18 protein-coding genes are annotated in these 20836 nt (G+C 74.1%); 6 read left to right on the forward strand and 12 right to left on the reverse strand.

Annotated elements, in window-relative coordinates; genetic code table 11:
• Positions 1–76: 76 nt before the first annotated feature.
• Entirely contained in the window at positions 77–466 is a 390-nt protein-coding gene (locus ACWGL3_RS17235) for an Hsp20/alpha crystallin family protein (protein WP_267950183.1), read from the reverse strand.
• A gap of 168 nt (positions 467–634) precedes the next feature.
• On the opposite strand from ACWGL3_RS17235, the gene ACWGL3_RS17240 reads away from it, so the two are divergent.
• Positions 635–1042, forward strand: a complete 408-nt coding sequence (locus ACWGL3_RS17240; protein WP_431061511.1) for a pyridoxamine 5'-phosphate oxidase family protein — start codon at positions 635–637, stop codon at positions 1040–1042.
• Positions 1043–1150: 108 nt separating this feature from the next.
• Here ACWGL3_RS17240 and ACWGL3_RS17245 read toward each other — a convergent pair whose 3' ends face one another.
• From ACWGL3_RS17245 to ACWGL3_RS17255, 3 genes are all read right to left on the reverse strand, one after another.
• Positions 1151–2185: an aminotransferase class V-fold PLP-dependent enzyme gene (locus ACWGL3_RS17245; RefSeq protein WP_431061530.1), complete on the reverse strand. Its 1035-nt coding sequence runs from the start codon at positions 2183–2185 to the stop codon at positions 1151–1153.
• Between the two features lie 23 nt (positions 2186–2208).
• On the reverse strand, positions 2209–3192 hold the full coding sequence (locus ACWGL3_RS17250) for a phosphotransferase family protein (protein ID WP_267950181.1): 984 nt from the start codon (positions 3190–3192) through the stop codon (positions 2209–2211).
• A 74-nt stretch (positions 3193–3266) separates the two neighbouring features.
• Positions 3267–3752, reverse strand: a complete 486-nt coding sequence (locus ACWGL3_RS17255; RefSeq protein WP_267950180.1) for a MarR family winged helix-turn-helix transcriptional regulator — start codon at positions 3750–3752, stop codon at positions 3267–3269.
• Positions 3753–3829: 77 nt separating this feature from the next.
• Between ACWGL3_RS17255 and ACWGL3_RS17260 the strand changes: the two genes are divergently transcribed.
• Entirely contained in the window at positions 3830–5479 is a 1650-nt protein-coding gene (locus ACWGL3_RS17260; protein ID WP_267950179.1) for an FUSC family protein, read from the forward strand.
• Positions 5480–5533: 54 nt separating this feature from the next.
• On the opposite strand, the gene ACWGL3_RS17265 is transcribed toward ACWGL3_RS17260, so the two are convergent.
• The 5 genes from ACWGL3_RS17265 to ACWGL3_RS17285 all read right to left on the reverse strand — a co-directional run bounded on the left by ACWGL3_RS17265 (position 5534) and on the right by ACWGL3_RS17285 (position 13065).
• On the reverse strand, positions 5534–6418 hold the full coding sequence (locus tag ACWGL3_RS17265) for a DMT family transporter (protein ID WP_267950178.1): 885 nt from the start codon (positions 6416–6418) through the stop codon (positions 5534–5536).
• A gap of 88 nt (positions 6419–6506) precedes the next feature.
• Entirely contained in the window at positions 6507–7208 is a 702-nt protein-coding gene (locus tag ACWGL3_RS17270; protein WP_267950177.1) for an ArsR/SmtB family transcription factor, read from the reverse strand.
• Between the two features lie 179 nt (positions 7209–7387).
• A complete protein-coding gene (locus ACWGL3_RS17275; RefSeq protein ID WP_452461531.1) occupies positions 7388–8668 on the reverse strand; it encodes a metallophosphoesterase in 1281 nt (426 codons plus the stop codon).
• Positions 8669–8810: 142 nt separating this feature from the next.
• The gene (locus ACWGL3_RS17280) at positions 8811–9740 is read right to left on the reverse strand and encodes a ribonuclease Z (protein WP_267950175.1); all 930 of its coding nucleotides are present in this window, start codon (positions 9738–9740) and stop codon (positions 8811–8813) included.
• Positions 9741–9813: 73 nt separating this feature from the next.
• A complete protein-coding gene (locus ACWGL3_RS17285) occupies positions 9814–13065 on the reverse strand; it encodes a BTAD domain-containing putative transcriptional regulator (RefSeq protein ID WP_452461532.1) in 3252 nt (1083 codons plus the stop codon).
• A gap of 128 nt (positions 13066–13193) precedes the next feature.
• Between ACWGL3_RS17285 and ACWGL3_RS17290 the strand changes: the two genes are divergently transcribed.
• A complete protein-coding gene (locus tag ACWGL3_RS17290) occupies positions 13194–14072 on the forward strand; it encodes an alpha/beta fold hydrolase (protein ID WP_267950173.1) in 879 nt (292 codons plus the stop codon).
• Positions 14073–14246: 174 nt separating this feature from the next.
• Here ACWGL3_RS17290 and ACWGL3_RS17295 read toward each other — a convergent pair whose 3' ends face one another.
• Both ACWGL3_RS17295 and ACWGL3_RS17300 read right to left on the reverse strand, forming a co-directional pair.
• A complete protein-coding gene (locus ACWGL3_RS17295) occupies positions 14247–14618 on the reverse strand; it encodes a VOC family protein (protein WP_452461533.1) in 372 nt (123 codons plus the stop codon).
• A gap of 173 nt (positions 14619–14791) precedes the next feature.
• Complete coding sequence (locus ACWGL3_RS17300; protein ID WP_452461534.1) at positions 14792–15973, reverse strand: acyltransferase family protein; 1182 nt, start codon at positions 15971–15973, stop codon at positions 14792–14794.
• A gap of 306 nt (positions 15974–16279) precedes the next feature.
• On the opposite strand from ACWGL3_RS17300, the gene ACWGL3_RS17305 reads away from it, so the two are divergent.
• Together ACWGL3_RS17305 and ACWGL3_RS17310 are read left to right on the forward strand one after the other, a co-directional pair.
• Complete coding sequence (locus tag ACWGL3_RS17305; protein ID WP_267950170.1) at positions 16280–17329, forward strand: sensor histidine kinase; 1050 nt, start codon at positions 16280–16282, stop codon at positions 17327–17329.
• Positions 17326–17946, forward strand: coding sequence for a response regulator (locus ACWGL3_RS17310; RefSeq protein ID WP_452461535.1), 621 nt, complete (start codon positions 17326–17328; stop codon positions 17944–17946). Before ACWGL3_RS17305 ends, ACWGL3_RS17310 begins: the two co-directional genes overlap by 4 nt.
• 956 nt (positions 17947–18902) lie before the next feature.
• Here the strand turns inward: ACWGL3_RS17310 and ACWGL3_RS17315 are convergent.
• Positions 18903–19520, reverse strand: coding sequence for a TetR family transcriptional regulator (locus ACWGL3_RS17315; protein WP_452461536.1), 618 nt, complete (start codon positions 19518–19520; stop codon positions 18903–18905).
• A 122-nt stretch (positions 19521–19642) separates the two neighbouring features.
• On the opposite strand from ACWGL3_RS17315, the gene ACWGL3_RS17320 reads away from it, so the two are divergent.
• Complete coding sequence (locus ACWGL3_RS17320; RefSeq protein WP_267950167.1) at positions 19643–20635, forward strand: aldo/keto reductase; 993 nt, start codon at positions 19643–19645, stop codon at positions 20633–20635.
• The last annotated feature ends 201 nt before the right edge of the window (positions 20636–20836 follow it).

A 20836-nucleotide genomic window follows, 5' to 3' on the forward strand; every position in this document is an offset into this window, starting at 1 on the left:
GGGCGCCCCCGGGCGTTCTCGCGCCGAGGGGGCGGGGGGTTCCCCGTGGCCCCGCGCCCCCTCGGCCGTGTGGGCGTCAGAGGGTCGCGCCGCCCTGGTCCAGGAGGATCTTGCGCGGCTTGGCCTTCTCGGCCACGGGAAGGCGCAGGGTCAGGACGCCGTCGGTGTAGTCGGCGCCGATGTTGTCGGTGTCCAGGTCCCGGCCCAGGCGCAGGCGCCGGGTGAAGGGGCCGGTGGGGCGCTCGGTCAGGACGGGGGCGGCCCCCTCCTGGCGGGCGGGGCGCCGGGCGTTGACGGTGAGTACGTCGCGTTCGACCTCCAGGTCGATGCTGTCGGCGTCGGCGCCGGGCAGGTCGAGCCGGACGAGGAGTTCGTCCTCGGTGCGCAGGATGTCCATGGGGACGGTGCGCTGGTGGGCGGTGGCGGCGCGGGTGGGGTCGAAGGGGATGGTGCGGGTGAGGAGCATGGTGTGAACCCCCGAGAAAGTCTCAGAAACATAACTTGATGCTGATGGACTCAAGTTTATTGACGGAGTTTGACGCGTCAATGTGGTGTGCGCCACCGCACACCCGGGGTTCTGGGATCCTGGGGTCCTCAGCCGTGCCCTGATTCGACGACCAGAGAAGAGCCGCCCGTGTCCCAGATCCCCGACGACCCCTTCCTCGCCTTCTGGAGCGAGCGCCGCATCTGCACGCTGGCCAGTCCGCGTCCGGACGGCAGCATCCACCAGGTCCCGGTGGGGGCGACCTACGACCCCGGGCGCCGCCTGGTCCGGGTGATCGCCGACGGGGCCAGCTTCAAGGCGCGCAACCTGGCCGCCCACCCCGGGGCGCGGGTGTCGGTGTCGCAGGTGGAGGGTGCGCGCTGGTCCACCCTGGAGGGCACGGCCACGGTGACGCGCGACCCGGAGGCGGTGGCCGAGGCGGTGCGCCTGTACACCGGGCGCTACCGGGCCCCGCGCCCCAACCCCGGGCGGGTCGCCATCGAGATCGCGGTCACCCGGGAGCTGGGCAACGTCCGCCCTGGCCCGGCGCGGGACTGATCCGGGGCGCACGGGTGCGGGAGCGGTGGCCGGTGCGGGGTGAGGGCCCGGCCCGCAGGGCCGTGCGTCCTTGCGGCCACCGCGCCGTGCCCCCGCCGGGCCCGCGGCTCAGAGCAGGGCGCGCGCGGCCAGGTCGGCGTCCTGCGGGGTGTTGTACAGGTGGAAGGCCAGGCGTGTCCCGCCGCCCCGGCTCGTGGTGACGATCCCCGCGCGCGCCAGGCGCTCGGCGGCCCCGGGCCGCTCCACCGAGGTGATCGCCGACCCGCCGGGCTCCTGGCCCAGGGCGGCGCGCAGGCGGTCGGCCAGGGCGACGTTGTGGTCGCGGACCCGTTCCACTCCGGCCTGCAGGAGCACGCGGGTGGAGGCGGCCGCGGCCACGCACGCGAACCAGTTGGGGGAGGTGTCGAAGGCCCGGGCGGTCTCGGACAGCTCCGGGGCCGGGTCGCCGGCGTAGAGCGAGGCGGCCGGGTCCCGGGTGGCGGCGGGGCCGGCGTTGTGGGGGCGCAGCTCGGTGCGCAGTGCCGGTGACAGGTAGGCGAAGGCCAGCCCGCGCGGGGCCATGAGCCACTTGTAGGCGGCGCCGAGCAGGGCGTCGAAGTCGGTGGCCCGTACCGGCAGCCATCCGGCGGCCTGGGTGGCGTCGCCCACCAGGCGCGCGCCGTGGGCGCGTGCGGCGGAGGCGATGTCGGCGGTGGGGGCGATGCGCCCCGTGGCGGAGTGGACCAGGCTGTAGGCGACCAGGTCGGTGTCGGGGCGCACGCTCTCGGCCAGGTGCTGCAGGGGGGCTGTGCGCACGGTGACGCCGCGGTCGGCCTGGGACAGCCACGGCAGGACGAGGGAGGAGAACTCGTCCTGGGGGACCAGGACGCGGGCCCCGGCGGGCAGGGAGGCGGCGAGGGTGCCGGTGATCTGGGAGACCGCGGTGCCCAGGGCGATGTCCTGGGCGGGGGCGTGCACGAGCGCGGCCAGGTTGGTGCGTGTGTCGTGGACGGCCCGCCCCCAGTGCAGGGGGTCGCCGGTGCCCGACCTCCAGGCGTGCAGGGCCTGGTCGAGGGCCTGGTGGGCGGGGGCGGGCGGGATGCCGTACTGGGCGGTGTTGAGCCAGACGGTGTCGGTGTTCCACAGGTGGTCGAAGGTGTCCATGGTGTCCATGGTCGGCGAGTGTGTCAGGCGGTGGTCTGCAGGGCGCGTGCCAGGTGGTGTTCGGCGATGGAGAGCATGAAGGCGCGGTCGGGGTAGTCGCCCTCGAGCAGGCGCAGGGGGCCGGCGACCAGGGACAGGTGCATGGCCAGGTCGTACAGGGCGCTGCGGTGGGGGTCGGGGGTGCGTGTGCGCAGGCGGGGGTGGTGTTCGCCGAAGCGCAGGCGCAGGAAGGAGTGCTCCCATTCGGCGTCGAAGAACATCATGCCCTCGATGTCGATGAGGACGGGGGTTCCGTCGGTGTCGACCAGGACGTGGTCGGGGCCGAGTTCGCCGTGGATGAGCACGTGTTCGCGGCGCGGGGTGATGCGGTGGGCCAGGGTGTGCAGGGCGCTGGTGAGCCGTGCGTGGTGGGGGTGCAGGCGCGCATCGCGTGCGGCGGCCTCGTCCAGGTCGGCCAGGGCGCGGTCCAGGACGGTCTGTTCGCAGGAGGGGGCGTGGGGGCGGCCTCCCGTGGTGAGGTGGTGGACCTTGCCGAAGCCGGGGTGGGTGGTGGCGTGCATGGTGCGCAGGAAGGCGCCGAGGCGGTCCAGGACGGGGGCGGCCGCGGCGGGGTCGCGTTCGAGGAGTTCTTCGAGGGTGGGGCCGGGCACGTCCTGGACCAGGGCGATGGCGCCGGGGTGGTGGGTGCCGGTGGTGTCGTGGGCGAGCAGGCGGGGCACGCGTACGCCCAGGTCGGTCAGGGCGCGGTGGGCGGCGGTGAACAGGTGGGGGCCCGAGGCGTGGGAGAAGGGGTCGGCGGGGTCCTGGCTGTGGGCGGCGCCGGGGTGCCAGTAGTCCTCGGTGCTGTGCCACAGGTAGGCGATGACGGTGTCGGTGTGGTCGAGGGTGAGGCGGTAGACGCCCTTCTTGCTGCCGCCGCGCAGGCGTTGGACGCCGGTGACGGGGCGGGGGTCCTGGAGCAGGGCCGTCAGGGCTCGGGCGAGGCGGGTGTGGGGTTCGCGGCTCATGAGGGGGTCCTGGTGGGTGTGGTGGGGCGGGGGTGGGTGGTGGTGGACGTCCGGGTGGTGGGGCCGGTACGGGTTCAGGCTCGGTCGATGGGGGCCAGGACGCGGGCGAGCAGGTCGGCGAGCTGGGCTTGTTCGTCGGTGCTCAAGGGGGCCAGGACGGTGGCCTCGCGGTCGAGTTGGGCGGCGAAGAGGGTGTCGGCCAGGGTGCGGCCGCGGTCGGTGAGGCGGACCTGGACCTCGCGGCGGTCGCGTTCGAGGGGGGTGCGGGTGATGAGTCCGGCGGACTCCAGGCGGGTGAGGCGCTTGGTGGTGGAGGCGCCCGAGGCGATGGTCTCGCGGGTGAGCTGGCGGGGGCGCAGTCCGTCGGGGGAGCGGCGCAGGGCGGCCAGGACCTCGAACTCGGGGCGGGTGACCTCGGCGCCGGCCAGGCCGTCCTCGGTGATGTTGTTCATCAGGGCGGCCAGGCGCAGGACGCGGCCCATGGCGGCCACGGTGGACAGGTCCAGGTCGGGGCGCAGGCGGGTCCAGCTGTGGAGGAAGCGGGAGACGGCGTCGCTCATGGTGGCCTTCCTGGTGGGGGAGGTCTCCCTCTCCGCGGGTGGTGTGTGCCGGTGGACCACCCTAATATAATTTACTTGTGAATTACTTTTTGTCGAAAGTGGCGTCCCTGCGCGGCGTCCTCGGTGTCCGCGGGGCCTTCGCCCCCCGCCGCGTCCACGGCAACGTCACCCTCACCGCCCTGCGCGCGGGGGCGTGCGTGGCCCTGCCCCTGCTGCTGCTCCACGCCCTGGGTCGCGTGGACCTGGCGCCCTACGCCGCCATGGGCTGCTTCACCGCCCTGTACGCGCGCGACGACACCTACGCCCGCCGCGCCCGGGTCCTGGCCGTCGTCGGCGCCGCCCTCACCCTGGCGGTGGCGGTGGGCGGGCTCACCGCGGCCCTGTTCTCCCACCCCCTGGCCGCGGTCCTGGCGGGCTCCCTGGTGGCCGCCGGAGCCAAGTACCTCTCCGACGCGCTGGCCTTCGGCGCCCCCGCGGGGCTGATGTTCGTCTTCGCCACCGGTGTGGCCGCCTACAACCCGCAGACCCTGGCCGCGCTCCCCCTGGAGGTGGCCGTCACCGCGGCGGCCGCCGCCCTGTGCTGGGCCGCGGCCGTGGCCGGAGCCCTGGTCCACCCCACCGCCCCCGAGCGCCTGGCGGTCTCCCGCGCCCTGTACGCCCTGGCCCGTCACCTGGGCGGGCCCACCGGCGCCACCCGCGCCGCCGCCGAGGCCGCCGTGCAGCACGCCTGGACCACGCTGCTCTCCCGTACCCGCCCCGCCCGGCCGGGGAGCGCCTCCGTGCTGGAGTCGCTGGAGATCCTCACCGCCCGGGCCGAGTCCCTGCTCGGCGGCACGGGGGACGCCCTCGGCGACGCCCGTGCCGCCGCCGAGATGGGCGAGCTCGCCCGCCGCACACGGCGCGAGCGCGGGGTGCGGCCCCTGGTCGCGGGCCGCGAGCGCGCCGCCCTGGCCGCCCACGCCGAGCACCTGCGCCGGCACAGCACCCCCGCGCCCGGTGCGGCCGAGCGCCTGCGCGGTGCGCTGCGTTCCCCCTCGCCCACCCCGGTCTCGGTGGCCCGGGTGGGGCTGGCCTCCCTGCTCGCCGGGGCCCTGGCCTGGGCCGCGGGGATGGACCACGGGTACTGGGCGGCCGTCTCGGCCGGGTCGGTCCTGCAGGCCACCGACGTCACCACCACCTGGCACCGCACCCTGCAGCGCGCCCTGGGCACGCTCGTGGGCGTGGCCCTGGCGGCCGTGCTCTTCTCCTTCGACTACTCGCCCCTGGGCGTCATCGCGCTGGTGGTGCTGTGCCAGATGGCCGCGGAGATGGTGGTGGTCACCAACTACTCCTACGCGATCGTGTTCGTCACCCCGCTCACCCTGGCCCTGTCGGGGCTGGCCCACCCGGCGGGCGGGGCGCAGGACCTGGCGGCCGAGCGGCTGTGGGCGACCGTGCTGGGGGCCGCGGTGGGCATCGTGGTGTGCGCCGTGCTGGCCAACCGCAGGGCCGACGAGCACCTGGAGGCCGCCCTGGCCGAGGGGGAGCGGGCCCGCCTGGCGCTGGAGCGGGAGGGCGGCGCCCACCCGGCCGCCCGGCGGGGCCTGGCCCGCGCACTGGTCGCGCTGCGCGAGGCCCACGCCCTGGCCTCGGGCGAGCCCCGCTCCCGCGGGGCGGCGCGCACGGGCGAGGTCGAGGACCTGCACCGGCGCGCCCGCGCACTGCTGGACGCCCCCCGCGGCGGCTGAGGCCGGGGCGCCGCCTCCTCGCGCGGGGGGACCGTCGGCCCGCAGGCGGGCCGCTCACGCACCTGATGCGCGGCCGGGGGAGGGCGCCGTCGGCGGGCCCTCGTGCGCGGGGGAGGGCGGTGCGGGCGAACGGCGGCGGGAGATCGCCACCCCGGCCAGGCACAGGGCCCCTCCCGCGAACGCCGGCGGCGCGGGCGTCTCCCCCAGGACCGCCCAGGAGAGCACCACCACCAGGACCGGCACCAGGTAGGTGGTGGCGCCCAGCCGGCCCGCGGGCATGCGCGCCAGGGCGTAAGCCCACGTGGTGAAGGCGATCGCGGTCGGGAACACCCCCAGGTAGAGCATGTTGAGCGTGGCCGCGGCGGGGGCGCGGGCCGCCTCGGCGGCCAGGTCCCCGGCGAAGGGCACGCACGCGGCCGTGCCCACCAGGCAGCCGAACGCGCAGACCTGCAGGGGGGAGGCGTGGCGCAGTGCGGGCTTTTGGCAGACCGTGCCGACGGCGTAGGTCACCGCGGCCACCAGGCACAGCAGGACGCCCAGGACGGAGGCGTCCTCGGCGCCGGCGGTGGCGATCCCCGCGACCACGGCGCCGGTGAAGGCGACCGCTGTCCCCCACAGCAGCGGGCGGGGGAGCCCCTCGCCCGACCACGCGGCGCCCAGCAGGGCGATGAGGACCGGCCCGAGGTTGACGACCATGGCGGCGGTGCCCGCGTCGACCTCGCGCTCGCCCCGGTTCAGGGCGACCGTGTACACCCCGAACCAGAGCACGCCCGAGGCGGCGATGCCCGGCCAGGCGGCGCGGGCGGGCAGGCCTGTGCGGGTCGCCGCCAGGAGTGCGACCAGGGAGCCGGCCGCCAGGCGGCCCAGGGCCAGGGAGCCGGGGGAGTAGAACTCCCCGGCGCTGCGGATGCAGACGAAGGCCGAGGCCCACAGCAGCACGGTGAGGCCTGCGGCTGCCGGGGCGGCCCGGTGGCGGGGGTGTGCGAGGAGGTCATGGGAGGACGGTAGGGGGCGGACGCTGCGGCGCTCAGCGAAGTGTGTCCGCGTCCAGGCCCAGGGCCTCCCCCAGGGCCTGCGCCCCCCGGTCGGTGATCCTCAGGGCGCGGCCCGAGCCGATCCGGGTGAGCCAGCGCGCGTTCAGGGCGTGGGCGCACAGTGCGGCTCCGGCGGTCCCGGCCAGGTGGGTGCGGCGTTCGGTCCAGTCCAGGCAGGGGCGGGCCAGGGGGCGTGAGCGGGTGCGCTCCAGGGGGATGGAGTGGTCGCCGAACCAGGCCAGGCCGTCCTCGGTGAGGGCGAACCCGGTGTCCTGGCGGAGCAGTCCGCGGCGGGTCATGGCGTCGGTGAGGGCGCAGCCCAGGCGTCCGGCCAGGTGGTCGTAGCAGGTGCGTGCGCGGGCCAGGGCCTCGTTGGCGCGTGAGGTGCGCAGGGTGCGCGGGGGGTCGGCGGCGGGGGCGGCCTGGGAGGCCAGGGTCTCGACCAGGCGGGCCGCGCCCGCGTCGGCCAGGCGGACGTAGCGGTGGCGGCCCTGGCGTTCCTGGGCGAGGAGGCCGCCCTCGGTGAGCCTGGTCAGGTGCGCGCTGATGGTGGAGGCGCCCACACCGGTGTGGCGGGCGAGTTCCCCGGCGGTCCAGGCGCGCCCGTCCAGCAGGGCCAGGCACACCCCGGCCCGGGTGGGGTCGGCCAGGAGTGCGGCCAGGGCGGCCAGGCGGGATCCGTCGGGAGCGTGCATGTCCTCCAGGATGCGTCATGGACGGTGCGTTCGCGGACGAAGCGTCCGGGCGGGTGCGGGCAGGTGGTCCGCGGGGCGCCGTGCCCGGGGGCGCGCCGTGTGCGGGAGGCTCCTGCCGCCCCGGGGGGCGGGGTGTCCCCGCCCGAACACGGGGACACCCCTGGAGGGGGGAGCGGGGGTCAGAGGGTGTCGGTGACGCGCTTGCCGTCCTGGTCCTTGACGATGGTGAAGGAGTCCACGACCGTGCCCTGGGCGGTGCGCGCCCGGTACCGCAGGGTGTCGCCGTCCACCGACACCGCCTGGAAGGTCTGGGTGTGGCCGAGCTGCACGCGGGCCTCGGCCCCGTTGGCGGTCCAGTTGCCGTCGCCGACGTCGTACATCTTGGGGCCGGTCACCGTGACCGCGTAGACGGGGCCGGTCTGCACGTCGGGGTCGCCGGTGCGGTTCCGTACCAGGTTGCCGCGGCTGTAGGAGTGGTCGTGGCCCTGCAGGACCAGGTCCACGTCGTACTCCTCCAGGGTCTGCAGCCAGGCCTGGCGCAGGGGGGCGTTGTCGCGGCCGGGGCTGTTGGAGAAGACGGGGTGGTGGAAGGTGACCACGGTCCACCGGTGGGGGTTCTGGCTCAGGGCCTGCTCCAGCCACTGCTGCTGGGTGCGCAGCCACGCCGACGCGTTGAGCGGGGCGGCGTTGCGGTAGTTGGAGTTCAGGACGATGAAGCGCACACCCTGGTAGTCGGTGTGGTAGACGGTCCGGGGCAGGTCGCGGCCGGAGGCGGGCCCGTTGGCGGCGCCGGGGAACTGCGGGGCCCAGTGGCCGCTCAGGTTCGCGCCGGAGTACTCGTGGTTGCCGGGGGCGGCGATGTGGTTGATGCCGCCGGTGGCCTGGGCGCCGAAGGCGTCGAACCACTCCCCCCACTGGGAGTCGCTGTTGGCGCTGTCGACGAGGTCGCCCGCGTGCACGGCCAGTTCGGCGTCGGGTTCGGCGGCCAGGGCGGCGCGGACCACGGGGGCGGCGCCCCGGGTGATGTCGTTCTGGATGTCGCCGAAGTAGAGGAAGTCGAAGGGCTGCGCGTCCTGGGCGGGGGTGGTGAGGGTGCGCCAGGGGGTGTCGGCGCCGGCCCCGTCGCCGACCCGGTACCGGTAGGCGGTGTCGGGTTCCAGGCCGGTGGCGGTGGCGGCGTGGTAGGTGCCGCCGATGCGGGCGGTGGTGCGCGCGGGGACGCGGGTGACCTGGTCGGGGGCGGCCCCGGGGGCGATCTCCAGGACCTGGCTGCCGGCGTCGTCGGTGCGCCAGGTGAGGGTCTGGGAGGTGGAGGGGTCGGCGGTGGGGGAGAGGATGACGCGTTCGGGGGCGGTCTGGGCCAGGGCGTGGGGGGAGGCCGGGAGGGCGGCCATCGCCAGGGCGGCGCCGCTCAGGACGGCGAGGGTGCGGCGGGCGGCGGATCGGGGGGAGGCGGGCATGGGGTGCCGGGCCTTTCTGCCGGGTGCGCTGACGGTGCGAACGTAGCGAGCGCGGCGCAACGGTGCGTGAACGCCCGGCGCTCCTCCGTGTCCGAGTGGTGAACTCGGCGCCCGCGCGCCCGCCCCGTGCGGGGGCGCCCCTTCAGGAGTCGCGGGCCGGCAGGGGGATGCGGTCCAGGTCCTGGGCCAGGACGATGCGGCCGTCGAACTCCTGGCCGGCCTGGGCGGTGAAGAGCGGGTCCTCGCTGTGCTCGTAGCGTTCGGAGATGTGGGTCAGCACCAGGGTGCGCACCCCCGCCCGGGCGGCGATGCGCCCGGCCTGGCGTGCGGTCAGGTGCCCGTAGGAGGCGGCCAGCCCCTCCTCGGTGTCCAGGTAGGTGGACTCGATCACCAGCATGTCGGCGCCGCGTGCCAGTTCCAGGGCGCCCTCGCACTCGGCGGTGTCCATGACGAACGCGAACACCTGGCCGCGGCGCGGGCGGGCGCACTGGGCCAGTTCCACCCGGCGCCCGTCGCCGGTGGTGACCGCGCCCTCGCGCTGCAGGCGTCCCACCAGGGGGCCGCGGACCCCGTGGGCGGCCAGCCGTTCGGGGAGCATCCGCCACCCGTCGGGCTCGGCGAGCCGGTACCCGTAGGCGGGGACCGAGTGGCGCAGCGGCAACGCGGTCAGCGTCAGGTCCTCCTCGCCCAGCGGGCAGGCGCCCAGGCCGCCGACCGGTTGGGGCAGGACGGCGTCGGTGTCGCGGAAGGGGGTGGCGTGGCGCAGCCTGCGCCAGTACTCCTCGCCCTGGGCGGGGTAGGAGACCCGCACGGTGTGGGGGACCTGGTCGCGGGCGATGCGCTGCAGGGTGCCGGGCAGCCCCAGGCTGTGGTCGCCGTGGAAGTGGGTGAGGCAGATGCGGGTGATGTCGGTGGCGGCGAGCCCGGCCGTGCGCATCTGGCGCTGGGTGCCCTCGCCCGGGTCGAACAGGATGCCGTGGCCGTCCCAGCGCAGGAAGTAGCCGTTGTGGTTGCGGCGGCGGGTGGGCACCGCGCTGGAGGTCCCCAGGACGACGAGTTCGCGTACGGACATGACAGGGATGCTGCCACACCCGTGGCCGGGCCCGGCCGCCCCGGCGCGGGACCCGGCTGCGGGTGCGGGGCGCTCAGCCCAGTGCGTCCGCGGCGCGGCGGGCGGCGCTCGCCCAGTGCGGTGCGCCGGCCCGCTCGGCGGTCTCCAGGGCCCGGCGGTAGTGGCCTGCGGCCCGGCCGGGGTCGCCCAGGGCCAGGGCGAGGTCGCCGAGCTGGTGGGCGACCGGGCCCAGGGTGAGCAGTCCGCTGCCGGCCCCGGCCAGTTCCCCGGCGGCGGGCAGCAGCAGGCTGTGGGCCCGTTCCATGGCGGCGCGGTCGCCGCGTTCGACGGCGGCCCGGGCGCCCAGGCAGGCCAGGGCCTCGGTGAGCAGCCCGGGGGGCGGTCGGGGCGGCAGCGGTGGCCGGTCGGGGTCGGTGAGGGCGCGGATCCACGGTGCGTGGGGGCCGGGGGCGTCGGTGGTGGGCGGGGGGTGGCCGTGCTGCAGGTGCAGGCACACCAGGGCCAGGTCCAGCAGCCCCTCCTCCATGCCGGGCATGCCGCCTCCCGCCAGGCGCACGCTCGCGGTGCGGTAGGCGGCCTCGGCCTCGCGGGCGGTGCCGGTCACGGCCAGGCGCAGTGCCGCGTACCAGTGGGTGAACACGCCCACGAGGGGGATCTCGTGGAGGGCGCCCAGCCGGTCGGCGGCGCGCATGTGGGTGTCGGCGGCGGCCAGGTCGGCCAGGGCCGCGTGGGCCTGGACCAGGATGAGGTGGCCCAGGACCTCGAAGGTGACCAGGGAGTGCTCGGTGGCCAGCGCGACCAGTTCGGCGCCGATGCGCAGCCGTTGCGGGGCCTGGCCGGTGCGGGAGAAGGACTGCATGAAGCGGGCGTTGAGCGCCAGGGCGAGCAGTGCGGGCTCGTCCAGGCGTCGGGCGCTCTGCTCGGCCAGACGGGCGGCCCGGGCGCCGCGCCCGTCGAGGGTTCCGCGCATCTCCAGTGCCTGGGCGGCCAGCAGGCGGGCGCGCAGGGCCTCGCGGTCCCGGGGCAGGGCGGCCAGGGTGCGTTCGGTGGCGCGGACCAGGTGCGCGGACAGGCCCGGGTCGTCGTTGCGGGGCCACAGGGCGGGCACGTCGAAGGCGGTGATGACGCGGGCGCTCAGGTCGGGGTCGCCGAGCCGGTCGGCCTCGGCGACGGCCCGGCCGCGGTGGTGGCGGGCGGACTCCAGACGGCCGGTGAGGGCCAGGGCCCGCACCAGTCCGGTGAGGGCGTCCAGGCGGGCGCGGGGGTCCTCCTCGCCGGAGCGGTCGTGGGCGGTGAGGGCGTCCTGCCACAGGCGGGCGGCCTCGTGGGGGGCGAAGCGGTGTTCGGCCTGCAGGGCGGCGGCGCGGGCGTGGTGCGCGGCCAGGGCGGCGGTGGCGGGGGTGTGCGCGCGGGCGTAGTGGTGGGCCAGGGCGGCGTCGGCGCCGGGCCGGTCCGGGTGCAGGGCGGCGATCGCCTCGGCGGCGGCGGTGTGCCAGCGGGCCCGGCGGGGGTGGGACAGGGAGTCGTAGAGGGTGTCGCGCACCAGGACGTGGGAGAAGCGCAGCGGTGTGTCCTGCTGGGTGAGGAAGCCGGCGTCCAGGGCGGCGTCCAGGGCGTCCAGGTGGGTGTCCTGGTCCGGGGCCAGGACGGCCAGGACGTCGGGGTCGATGTCGTGGCCGATGACGGCGGCCTGGTGCAGGAGGCGCTGCGCGGGCGGGGGCAGGGCGGCCAGGCGGTGGCGGATGACGTCGCGTACGCCGGCGGGGACGGTGGCCAGGGCGCTCGGGCCGTCGGTGCGCAGCAGGCGGGCGAGTTCGCGGGCGAAGAAGGGGTTGCCGCCGCTGCGCCGGTGGATGGTGCGCAGGGTGGGGGCGTCCACGTCGTGGTCCAGGACGGTGCGCAGGAGTTCGCCGGTGGTGTCCTGGGGGAGTCCGCCCAGGTAGACGCGGACGGGTTCGTGGGGGGCCAGGCGGGCCAGGGCTGCGGCCAGGGGTGCGGAGATCTCCCCGGTGCGGTGGGTGCCCACGATGAGCAGGGGGCCGGGGATGTGTTCGGCGACCAGGGCGGTGAGCAGTTCCAGGGTTTCCTGCGCGGCGCGGTGCAGGTCCTCCAGGACGAGCAGGAGGGGGCCCTGGCCGGTGGTGCGTGTCAGGAGGTCGGTGGTGCTGCGCAGGGTGTGGAAGCGTGCGGCGGCGGGGTCACCCGAGGTGGGGCCGGGGTGGGGTGTGTCGGTGTCGGTGCCGGTCAGGGCGGTGGTGATCTGTGTCCAGGGCCAGGTGGGCGGGGCTCCGTCGTGTTCGGGGCTGCGCCCCCAGGCGGTGCGCCAGCCGCGGTGGGCCAGGCGCCGGGTGAGTTCGCGGGCCAGGGCGCTCTTGCCCGCCCCGGCGTCGCCGGAGACCAGGACGGGTGTGGTGCGGGCGTGTGCGGTGGCGGTGGCGGCGGCCTGTTCGAGCAGGTCCAGTTCGTGGGCGCGGCCCACGAAGGGGTGATCGGCGGGGAGGGGGCGGTCGGGCAGGTCGGGGGCCGCGGGGGTGGGGGGAGTCAGGCGGGGTGCGTGGGAGAGGATGTCGGCTTCGAGGCGGCGCAGGTCGGGGCCGGGGTCCACGCCGAGTTCGTCGGCCAGGGTGCGGCGGGCGCGGCGCAGGGCGTGCAGGGCCTCCCCCTGGCGCCCGCACCGGTACAGGGCCAGGGCCAGCAGGTTCCAGGCGTTCTCGCGCAGGGGGTGGGCGGCGGCGTGGGGGTGCAGGTCGGCGGCGGCCTGCTCGGCGCGGCCCAAATCCAGCAGGGCGCGGGCGCGCTGTTCCACGGCCAGGAGCCGCAGCCCTTCGAGGCGGTCGGCCTCCTGGTGCGCCCACGGGTAGGCGGTGAACTCGGCGTAGGCGGGGCCGCGCCACAGGGCCAGCGCCCGGTCCAGTTCGGCCAGTGCGGGGCCCGGCTCCCCGGTGTCCAGGTGGGTGCCGGCGCGGGTCAGGGCGACCTCGAACCTCCAGGCGTCGACGCCCTCGGGGCCGGGGCGCAGGGCGTAGCCGGGCGGGGCGGTCACGAGCAGGTGGGCGGGCCGGCGCGGGGCCCGGTCGGGTTCCAGGGAGCGGCGCAGCGCGGAGACGAAGGTGCGGACCGCGGACACCGAGCCCTCGCGGGGGTGTTCCCACAGGTCCTCCACGAGCAGGTCCACGGGGACGGTGCGGCCCCGGGCCAGGATCAGCCGTGCCAGGACGGCCCGGTGGCGGGGGCCGGGGAGGGGGAGCGGCCCCTGGGCGCGGCGGGCCTCCAAGGGGCCCAGGACGCGCAGCTCCACGGCCGTGTCCTCGTGTTCCCCCGTCATGTCCTCCACGGTAGCGGGCTCGGGGCCGTGGCCGGTCGTCGCAGGCGGGGGCGCTCAGCGGGCGCTCATCGCCTGCTCATCCGCGCCCGGCATGCTCTGGACGAAGAACCGAACCAGTGGAGGTAACCGTGGAACCGAGGATCAGCGGATTCGACTACCAGCGTGTGCCCGTGGCCGAGGGGGTGGCGCTCAACGCCGCCGTGGGGGGCTCGGGCAGCCCCCTGGTGCTGTTGCACGGGTTTCCGCAGACGCACCTGATGTGGCGCCACGTGGCGGCGGACCTGGCCGCCGACCACACCGTCATCTGCCCGGACCTGCGCGGCTACGGTGACAGCGACAAGCCCGCCGACACCGACGGGCGCGCCTACGCCAAGCGGACCATGGCCGCGGACGTGGTCGCCCTGGCCGCGGCCCTGGGCCACGACCGGTTCGCGCTGGCGGGCCACGACCGCGGTGCGCTGGTCGCGATCCGCGCGGGCCTGGACCACCCCGGCGCCGTCACCCACCTGGCGTCGCTGGACGTGCTGCCGACCCTGGACATGTGGGACGTGATGCACGGGGTGTCGGCGTCGGTGGGCTTCCACCTGTACCTGATGGCGCAGCGGCCGGGTCTGCCCGAGGCGTTGATCGGCGCGGAGCCCGACGTGTTCTTCGGTCACTTCCTGGACGTGTGGGCGCGTGACCCCGAGGCGATCCCGGCGCCGGTGCGCGCCGCCTACCTGCGGGCGAGCCGGGAGGCGGTGCCCTCCATCGTCGCCGACTACCGGGCCTCGGCCGGGGTGGACGTGGCCGACGACGAGGCCGACCGGGCGGCGGGGCGGACGTTGTCGATGCCCGTGACGGTGCTCCAGCAGGACTGGGGGTCCGAGCTCGGCTTCGACGCCCTGTCCCGGTGGAGGGAGTGGGCGCGGGACCTGCACCACGCCACGGTCTCCTGCGGCCACTTCATGGCGGAGGAGGACCCGGCGGAGGTCGTCAAGGCGCTGCGCGCCCTGCTGGCCCGGTAGGGCGGAGGAACCCTCGGCGGGGGCCTGCTCCTGCCGGGGGTCCGGGGCGCCGCCGCACCCGGGGCGCGGTGGAGGAGCCGGGCCGCGCCGTGGGGCGGGATTCTCACGCCCGGGGGCGGTGGGCGGCCGGGGCGGGGTCGGCGCGGTGTGCGGACCCCGCCCCCGGCGGTGGGTCTAGGAGTGCGCCCATACCCCCAGTTCGTTGCCGCTGGGGTCGGCGAAGTGGAAGCGGCGCCCGCCCGGGAAGGCGTAGGGGGCTTCGACGATGCGCCCCCCGGCTAGGGTGACCGCCTCCACCGACCGGTCCAGGTCCTGGGAGAAGAGCAGCACGAAGGGGCCTCCGGGCCGCACCCGGCCCTGGGTGGTGAGGCCGCCGACCTCGTGGTCCTCCTCCCCCGGGCCCCGGATGCCCGCGTACATGGGGCCGTAGTCGTTGAAGCGCCACCCGAACGCCTCGGCGTAGAACCGTTGGGCCTCCTGCAGGTCGGTGACGGTGAGTTCCACGTAGTTCAGGGCGTGGTGGGCGGGTGTGGCTGATGGGTTCATGGGCCGCATTGTGCCGGAGGGGTCCGACAGCGGGCGGTCGCGTGTTCCGGACGCGGCCCCGTGGCGTTGCCCGTGGGGCGGGGCTCCGGGCGGGGCGTGGAGCCGGGAGAAAACGTCGGATGCTCCGCGAAAACTACTGGGACACCGGCAGCGCGGGAGCGGCCAAGCGGCGTTCACGCCCCTCGTTCGGCGCTCTTCCACGGGTGCCGGTGTCCGTTCAGCCAGGCGCCGAGCGGTGTGCAGCGGACGGCTAGCTGGTACGTGAGGAGCAGCATCGCGCTGGAACCGATCAGGGTGATCGACAGCTTGACCGCGACCGGGAGGCTCAGGTCCGCAAGGCTCATCCCGATGGCGACCACGATCGGCAGGTGCATCAGGTACATCCAGTAGGAGGCGTCGGCCAGGTACCGGATCGCCGGGCAGGGGCGGCTGAGGAAGCGCACGCACACGCCGACCAGACCGTAGGTCACGCACCATCCGCCGAGGGCGACCAACGCCGCACCCATGGGTAGCGGAACCTGCCCTTGGGCGATCAGCATGATCGACAGGCTGATCGCCCCGACGGTGAGATACGCGGCCCAGTCCCTGCTGATTCCGGCCAGTGCGTCGGAGCGACGGCGCAGCGCCCAGCCGACCGCGAAGGCGCCGAGGTATCCGACGAGTGGGGCGACCTCGGGAACGATCGTTGCGGGCTCGATGATCCCCGACATCGGCCTCCCCTGGATCAACACGACGACGGTGTAGGGCACGGATGCCACGAGGACGCCGGCGCGCGACGAGAACAGCGTCGCCATCCGCTCGGAGAACGCCGACGTCCGTTCCCTCCCGATGAACCGGATGAGCAGAGCGCGCACCGCCACAGTGATCACGATGCATTCCATGAGCACGAGAAGGAACCAGAGCTGACCGGGACCGAACATGACCAGCGGGTCGGTCACCTCGGGCTGCGCCGTGCCGGGACGAGTGCTTGCGAACATGAGCGCCAGCAGGCCGAGCGGAAACACCGCGACCGGCCAGAACGCGAACATGGGCAGCAGGACGCGCTTGGCTCGATCACCCACGTACCGCCGGGCGCCACGCCGGTCGAGCATCAGAGCCCCGAAGTAACCGGCCAGCGTCATGAACAGCACCATCCTGAACGAGTGGATGACGAAGTTCGTCTCGGCGAGTCCCACCGACGTGTATCGATCGTGGAAGAACCAGGACTGGGTCGCGATGAACGGCACGCATGCGTGCAACACGATGCCCAGCAGCAAGGCACCGCCACGAAGCGCATCCAGTCCGTGTATCCGTTGCGGGCGGCCGGCGGGCTCCGCCGTGCGGACAGGGGCCGGTTCCTTGGAGGAGGTCGTCATGCCAGCGACGCTACGGATCGCACCGGGCCGGCACATCGATCATCGGGGCAGCCGGATATCCACCGATCGGTGGAGCGGAGACGCCGGCGAATCGTCGTTCGGGACGGCGACAATCGAGTGGTGCCAAGACGAAGCGGATCGGGGCGAGGCCCGGCGCCGACATCTGCCGGCCCGGCGGGAGCCTCCGCGCTGTGGATCGGATTGTCGGTCGCCGCGCTCTCCCTCGTGCTCGCGATCAGCCTGGGAATCGGCGGAGACTTCCCTCCTCTTCTCAGTGATCGAGCGGAGCCGGCTCCGCTGCGGGTCGTGTCACCGATCGTCGTGCTGCTCGTGCTCCGCGTCTGTATGGAACTGGTGTACCAGAGGGCGCACGAGGGCAGCCGCCTGGCGACGGCCCTCTACCTCGTGCACGGCCTCACCCTGCTGGCGGGGGTCACCCTCAACCCGTTTCTGTGCGTCTACGCCTTTCTGGGCTTCCTCGACGTCGAGCGTTTCCTGCCTCGACGTGTCGTCTTCGCAGGGATCATCGGTACGGCTCTGCTGTGCGCCTTCGGCCAGGCGGGCGCTGTCGCAGGCGTGACGACCAGCCCGCTCGTCTTCGTCACCCTGCTCCTGGTCAACGTCGGCCTCGCCGGCGCGATGACATGGTTCGCGCAGTTGCGGGAGGAGCACGCGGACGAACGGGAGCGCGTCGCCGCCGAACTCGCCGAAGCTCACCGGGAGAACCTCGCCCTTCACGAGCTACTGCTCGAACAAGCCCGCTCCGCGGGCGTCGCTCAGGAACGCGCCCGGCTGTCGCGCGAGATCCACGACACGGTGGCCCAGGGCCTCGTCGGAGTGATCCGCCAGCTCGAGGCGCTCCCCGGCGATCTCGGGCAGAGCGCACGGCCGGGGATCGAACGGGCGGAGCACGCAGCAAGGGACTGCCTCTCCGAGGCACGCAGAGCCGTGCGCGCCCTGGCTCCACACCAACTGGCCAAGGACGATCTCACCAGCGCGCTCCGCGGCCTCATCGAACGCTGGGCCGCGTCTCAGGCAACGCCGGCCGAACTCGTCGTCGTCGGAGCCCCGGTCGCCGGCGACGGTGACGACGTGGTGCTACGAGTCACGCAGGAGTCGTTGGCCAATGTCGCACGCCATGCCCGGGCCTCGTCGGTCACCGTGACGCTGAGCTGGCTCCCTGACACCCTGCTGCTGGACGTCGCGGACGACGGCGTCGGATTCGACCCCGGCACGATAGTTCGAGGGAGGGGTCTCTCGGGAATGAAGGAGCGACTCGCCGAAGTCGGCGGCCATCTGATCGTCGAATCCGACCCCGGCCACGGCACCACGATCGCAGCGAAGGTGCCACGATGAGCGCCGTTCGAATCGTCATCGTCGACGACCATCCGATCGTCAGGCACGGCCTGGCCGGAGTCTTCGCCGACGAGCCCGGCATCGACGTGGTCGGCGAGGCGGACAGCGGCCCCCGAGGCCTGGTTGTCATCGCCGACACCGAACCGGACGTCGTCCTCATGGACCTGCGCATGCCGGACGGCGACGGTGTCCCCGCGATCCGGGAACTCGTCAAGAACAGAACCCGGGGCCGACCGCGAGTGCTGGTCCTCACGACCTACGACACCGATCGTGACATCCGCAGCGCCCTCAACGCCGGCGCAGACGGATACCTGCTCAAGGACGCATCGCGCACCGAACTGGTCCGCGCCGTGCGCGACCTGGCCGTTGGCCGGCCGGTGCTGGCACCCGCAGCACTCGCGGCCCTCCTCGGACGCGAGGCGGAGACCGAGCTCAGCACCAGAGAAATCGACGTACTGCGCCTCGTCGCCGACGGCCTCACCAACAGAGCGATCGCAACCCGACTGCGAATCAGCGAGTCCACCGTCAAAACCCATCTCCTCCACACGTACTCGAAGCTGGGAGCCGCCGACCGCGCGCAAGCCGTCCGCATCTGCTGGGAACGCGGCCTCGTCTGACCCCCAGCAGGGCGGGATCCCGCTCTCGGGACCGGCCGACAGGCGCCGCGCGACCCTGGCCCGTCGCTGGGCGCGATCCCCCGCGGGGCCGGGGTAAGCCTGGCCGTCGTGCACTGCGAGGTCACCGCAGTTCGCCTCCCGGAAGCCGACCGGGCCTGCCGGTCTTCGTCACGAGCACGGGTCCCGGGGTGCGCCGGCGCATGTCCGGCGGCTCACCGCACCGGGGTCCGCACGGGTGTGATCCAGGGGGCGTCGGCCCCCGCGGCGTGAAGAGGGCCCCGCACCCGGCGACATGACAGCGGTCACTGAATTCAGGCGATGGTGTACCCATCGCGTTCTCGATGCCCCCTGACCTGCCCTGAATTACGTTGCGGGGCACTGGAGGGGGTCGCCGGGGGCCTCGGCCGCCCCCACGGGGGTAACCCCCGATAAGGTTCACTTATCGGGGGTGAGGATTCGGGGGCCTCCAGGGATTCGTTTCGTGTGTCCGAGGGGTTTTTGTTGTTGAGTTACGTTACCAACGAAACGTTATTAACGAGGAGTGGGGAACGGCCGCCCACGGGAAGGACACCGGTCGCGGGGCGACACGGGCGGGACCCAGTGCCCTGAGGCCCCTGGCGGCCCTTGGCGGCCCTTGGCCGGGCACCGCCCGCGTACACGGGGCCCGGTAGCTTTCGTGGAAAATCCAACGCTCAGCGCTCGACCCGGTTGAGCAAACGAGGGTGCGCACCGCCGCACGGTGCCAGACCGGCCCGCACGAACGAGGGCGTCCATCGCTGCGAGCCGCCCCGGTGTCGGCGTGCCGTGGTCGCGGCCAGCTGACCGTTGCCCCTTTCCGGCTTATCGGGACCCCGGGAGCGCTGATTCGTCAGCAGGATGTGCCCATCGGTGAGCGGCAGGGGTGGCCGGCGCCGTTCGGGGGATGTCCGGGCAGGGCTGCCGCAGGTCGGGGAACCTCAGCGCGCTCGAGGGAAGAGCCGCTCGACGGCGGTCACCACCGCGGCGCGGCGGGCGGCGGTGGTGGGGTCCACGGCGTGTGCGGCGGCGGCCTCGCTGAGTTCGGGCTGAGAGGCCCAGGTCATGGCGATCTGATTCACCAGGGCGAGGACGTCCGCCGGGTCCCAGGCGGGGTCGAGCTGTCCGGCCTGCTGCACTTGGCGGATCTGGTCGATCTTGCGGGCGATCGCTGCCTGGGCGGGATCGTCGGCACCGGCTGCGGCGCCCGGCAGTTCGAGGCGGCCCCAGGTGATCAGGCGGTGGTGGTCTGGACGGGCAACGAAGTAGTCGAACAGGCGGCCCGCGTAGCCGGGGAGGTCGGACGGGTCTATCTGGGTGGCCTCGGCGATGACGACGTACTCCCGTGCAGTGACGTCGGCATAGAGCGCGTCTTTGCCGCGAAAGTAGGCGTAGACGCGTTCTTTGCTGGTTCTGGCGAGCTTGGCGATGCGGTCCACACGGGCGCCTGCGATGCCGTGGCGGGCGAACTCCTCCATGGCAGCGTTGAGAATGCGCTCGCGGGTGGCGTCGCCGACGGCGGCTGCTGTGTTCTGATCGGAGTCGCGAGACTGAGGCATATCCCCAGGGTAGAGCACCGAACCGTTCGGTTTGCCGTTACGGTGATCGACGCGTAGTGTCAAACCGAACAGTTCGGTTTGACCTCTGGGTGGAACCGGCGAACCGTTGAGGGAGTGAACTCATGCAGCACCGCAATCTGGGCTCTCAGGGTCTGCGCGTCTCGGCGCTCGGCCTGGGGACCATGGGCATGTCCATGGCCTACGGCGCCTCGAACGACGACGAGGGCATCGCGACCATCCGCCGCGCCCACGAACTCGGGATCGACTTCTTCGACACCGCCGAGCTGTACGGCGCCGGGACCGGCAGCAACGAGATCCTCCTGGGCAAGGCGGTCAAAGACTTCCGCGACGAGGTGGTCCTCGCCACCAAGTTCGGCTTCGACATGACCGCCCCGGCGATCGGCTCCGCCTTCGACAGCCGCCCGGAAAACATCCGCAAGGTCGCCGAGAACAGCATGCGCTACCTGCAGAGCGACCACATCGACCTCTTCTACCAGCACATCTCCGACCCCGACATCCCGGTCGAGGAGGTCGCCGGCGCGGTCGGCGAACTGATCACCGAAGGCAAGGTGAGGTACTTCGGCCTGAGCAACGTCGGCCCCCGGTACATCCGCCGCGCCCACGCCGTCACCCCGGTCTCCGTGCTCCAGTACGAGTACTCGCTCTTCGAGCGGGAGGTCGAGGAGGAGATCCTTCCCGTTCTGCGGGAACTCGGCATCGGCCTGGTGCCCTACTCCCCGCTCGGCCGCGGCTTCCTCACCGGCCAGGTCAAGCCCGCCGGCGAGTACGCCGCGGACGACATGCGCAGCTGGGACGAACGTTGGCAGGGCGAGAACTACGCCTACAACCTGCACGCCACCGAACAGCTCAAGAATCTGGCCGACACCAAGGGCATCACCACCGCCCAACTCGCGCTGGCCTGGCTGCTCGCCCAGGGCGAGGACGTCGCGCCCATTCCCGGCACCCGCAGCACCAAGCGCATCGAGGAGAACGCCGGCGCCACCGACGTCCAGCTCTCCGCCGCCGAACTGGCCCGCATCACGGAGATCCTCCCCCACGGCTCGGCAGGCAGCCGCCTCCCGGCCGCGGCCCTGTCCAGCTTCACCACGGACTGACCGTGTCGGCACCCGCGTGTGCGCTCGTAGGCGCAGCGGCTGACGTGGACGTACGGGCGGCGGCGCCCCGGTTCGGTCCTCCGTGCTGCCACACCGGGCCGGGCCGGATCACACACGCGCTGCGAAGGCGCGCGCACGCGGCGCGGAACAGGGCGGTGGGCGAGTCGTGCTCCATCGCGCGGGCGAGCGGGCAGGTCTCCA

This window comes from Nocardiopsis sp. NPDC055824, from assembly GCF_053616335.1.

What these genes read in the sequence shown, in the direction of transcription:
- ACWGL3_RS17235 (WP_267950183.1), bottom strand. Translation starts at nt 466, where the DNA reads ATGCTCCTCACCCGCACCATCCCCTTCGACCCCACCCGCGCCGCCACC.
- ACWGL3_RS17245 (WP_431061530.1), bottom strand. Translation starts at nt 2,185, where the DNA reads ATGGACACCTTCGACCACCTGTGGAACACCGACACCGTCTGGCTCAAC.
- ACWGL3_RS17250 (WP_267950181.1), bottom strand. Translation starts at nt 3,192, where the DNA reads ATGAGCCGCGAACCCCACACCCGCCTCGCCCGAGCCCTGACGGCCCTG.
- ACWGL3_RS17255 (WP_267950180.1), bottom strand. Translation starts at nt 3,752, where the DNA reads ATGAGCGACGCCGTCTCCCGCTTCCTCCACAGCTGGACCCGCCTGCGC.
- ACWGL3_RS17270 (WP_267950177.1), bottom strand. Translation starts at nt 7,208, where the DNA reads ATGCACGCTCCCGACGGATCCCGCCTGGCCGCCCTGGCCGCACTCCTG.
- ACWGL3_RS17275 (WP_452461531.1), bottom strand. Translation starts at nt 8,668, where the DNA reads ATGCCCGCCTCCCCCCGATCCGCCGCCCGCCGCACCCTCGCCGTCCTG.
- ACWGL3_RS17280 (WP_267950175.1), bottom strand. Translation starts at nt 9,740, where the DNA reads ATGTCCGTACGCGAACTCGTCGTCCTGGGGACCTCCAGCGCGGTGCCC.
- ACWGL3_RS17285 (WP_452461532.1), bottom strand. Translation starts at nt 13,065, where the DNA reads ATGACGGGGGAACACGAGGACACGGCCGTGGAGCTGCGCGTCCTGGGC.
- ACWGL3_RS17295 (WP_452461533.1), bottom strand. Translation starts at nt 14,618, where the DNA reads ATGAACCCATCAGCCACACCCGCCCACCACGCCCTGAACTACGTGGAA.
- ACWGL3_RS17300 (WP_452461534.1), bottom strand. Translation starts at nt 15,973, where the DNA reads ATGACGACCTCCTCCAAGGAACCGGCCCCTGTCCGCACGGCGGAGCCC.
- ACWGL3_RS17310 (WP_452461535.1), top strand. Translation starts at nt 17,326, where the DNA reads ATGAGCGCCGTTCGAATCGTCATCGTCGACGACCATCCGATCGTCAGG.
- ACWGL3_RS17315 (WP_452461536.1), bottom strand. Translation starts at nt 19,520, where the DNA reads ATGCCTCAGTCTCGCGACTCCGATCAGAACACAGCAGCCGCCGTCGGC.
- ACWGL3_RS17320 (WP_267950167.1), top strand. Translation starts at nt 19,643, where the DNA reads ATGCAGCACCGCAATCTGGGCTCTCAGGGTCTGCGCGTCTCGGCGCTC.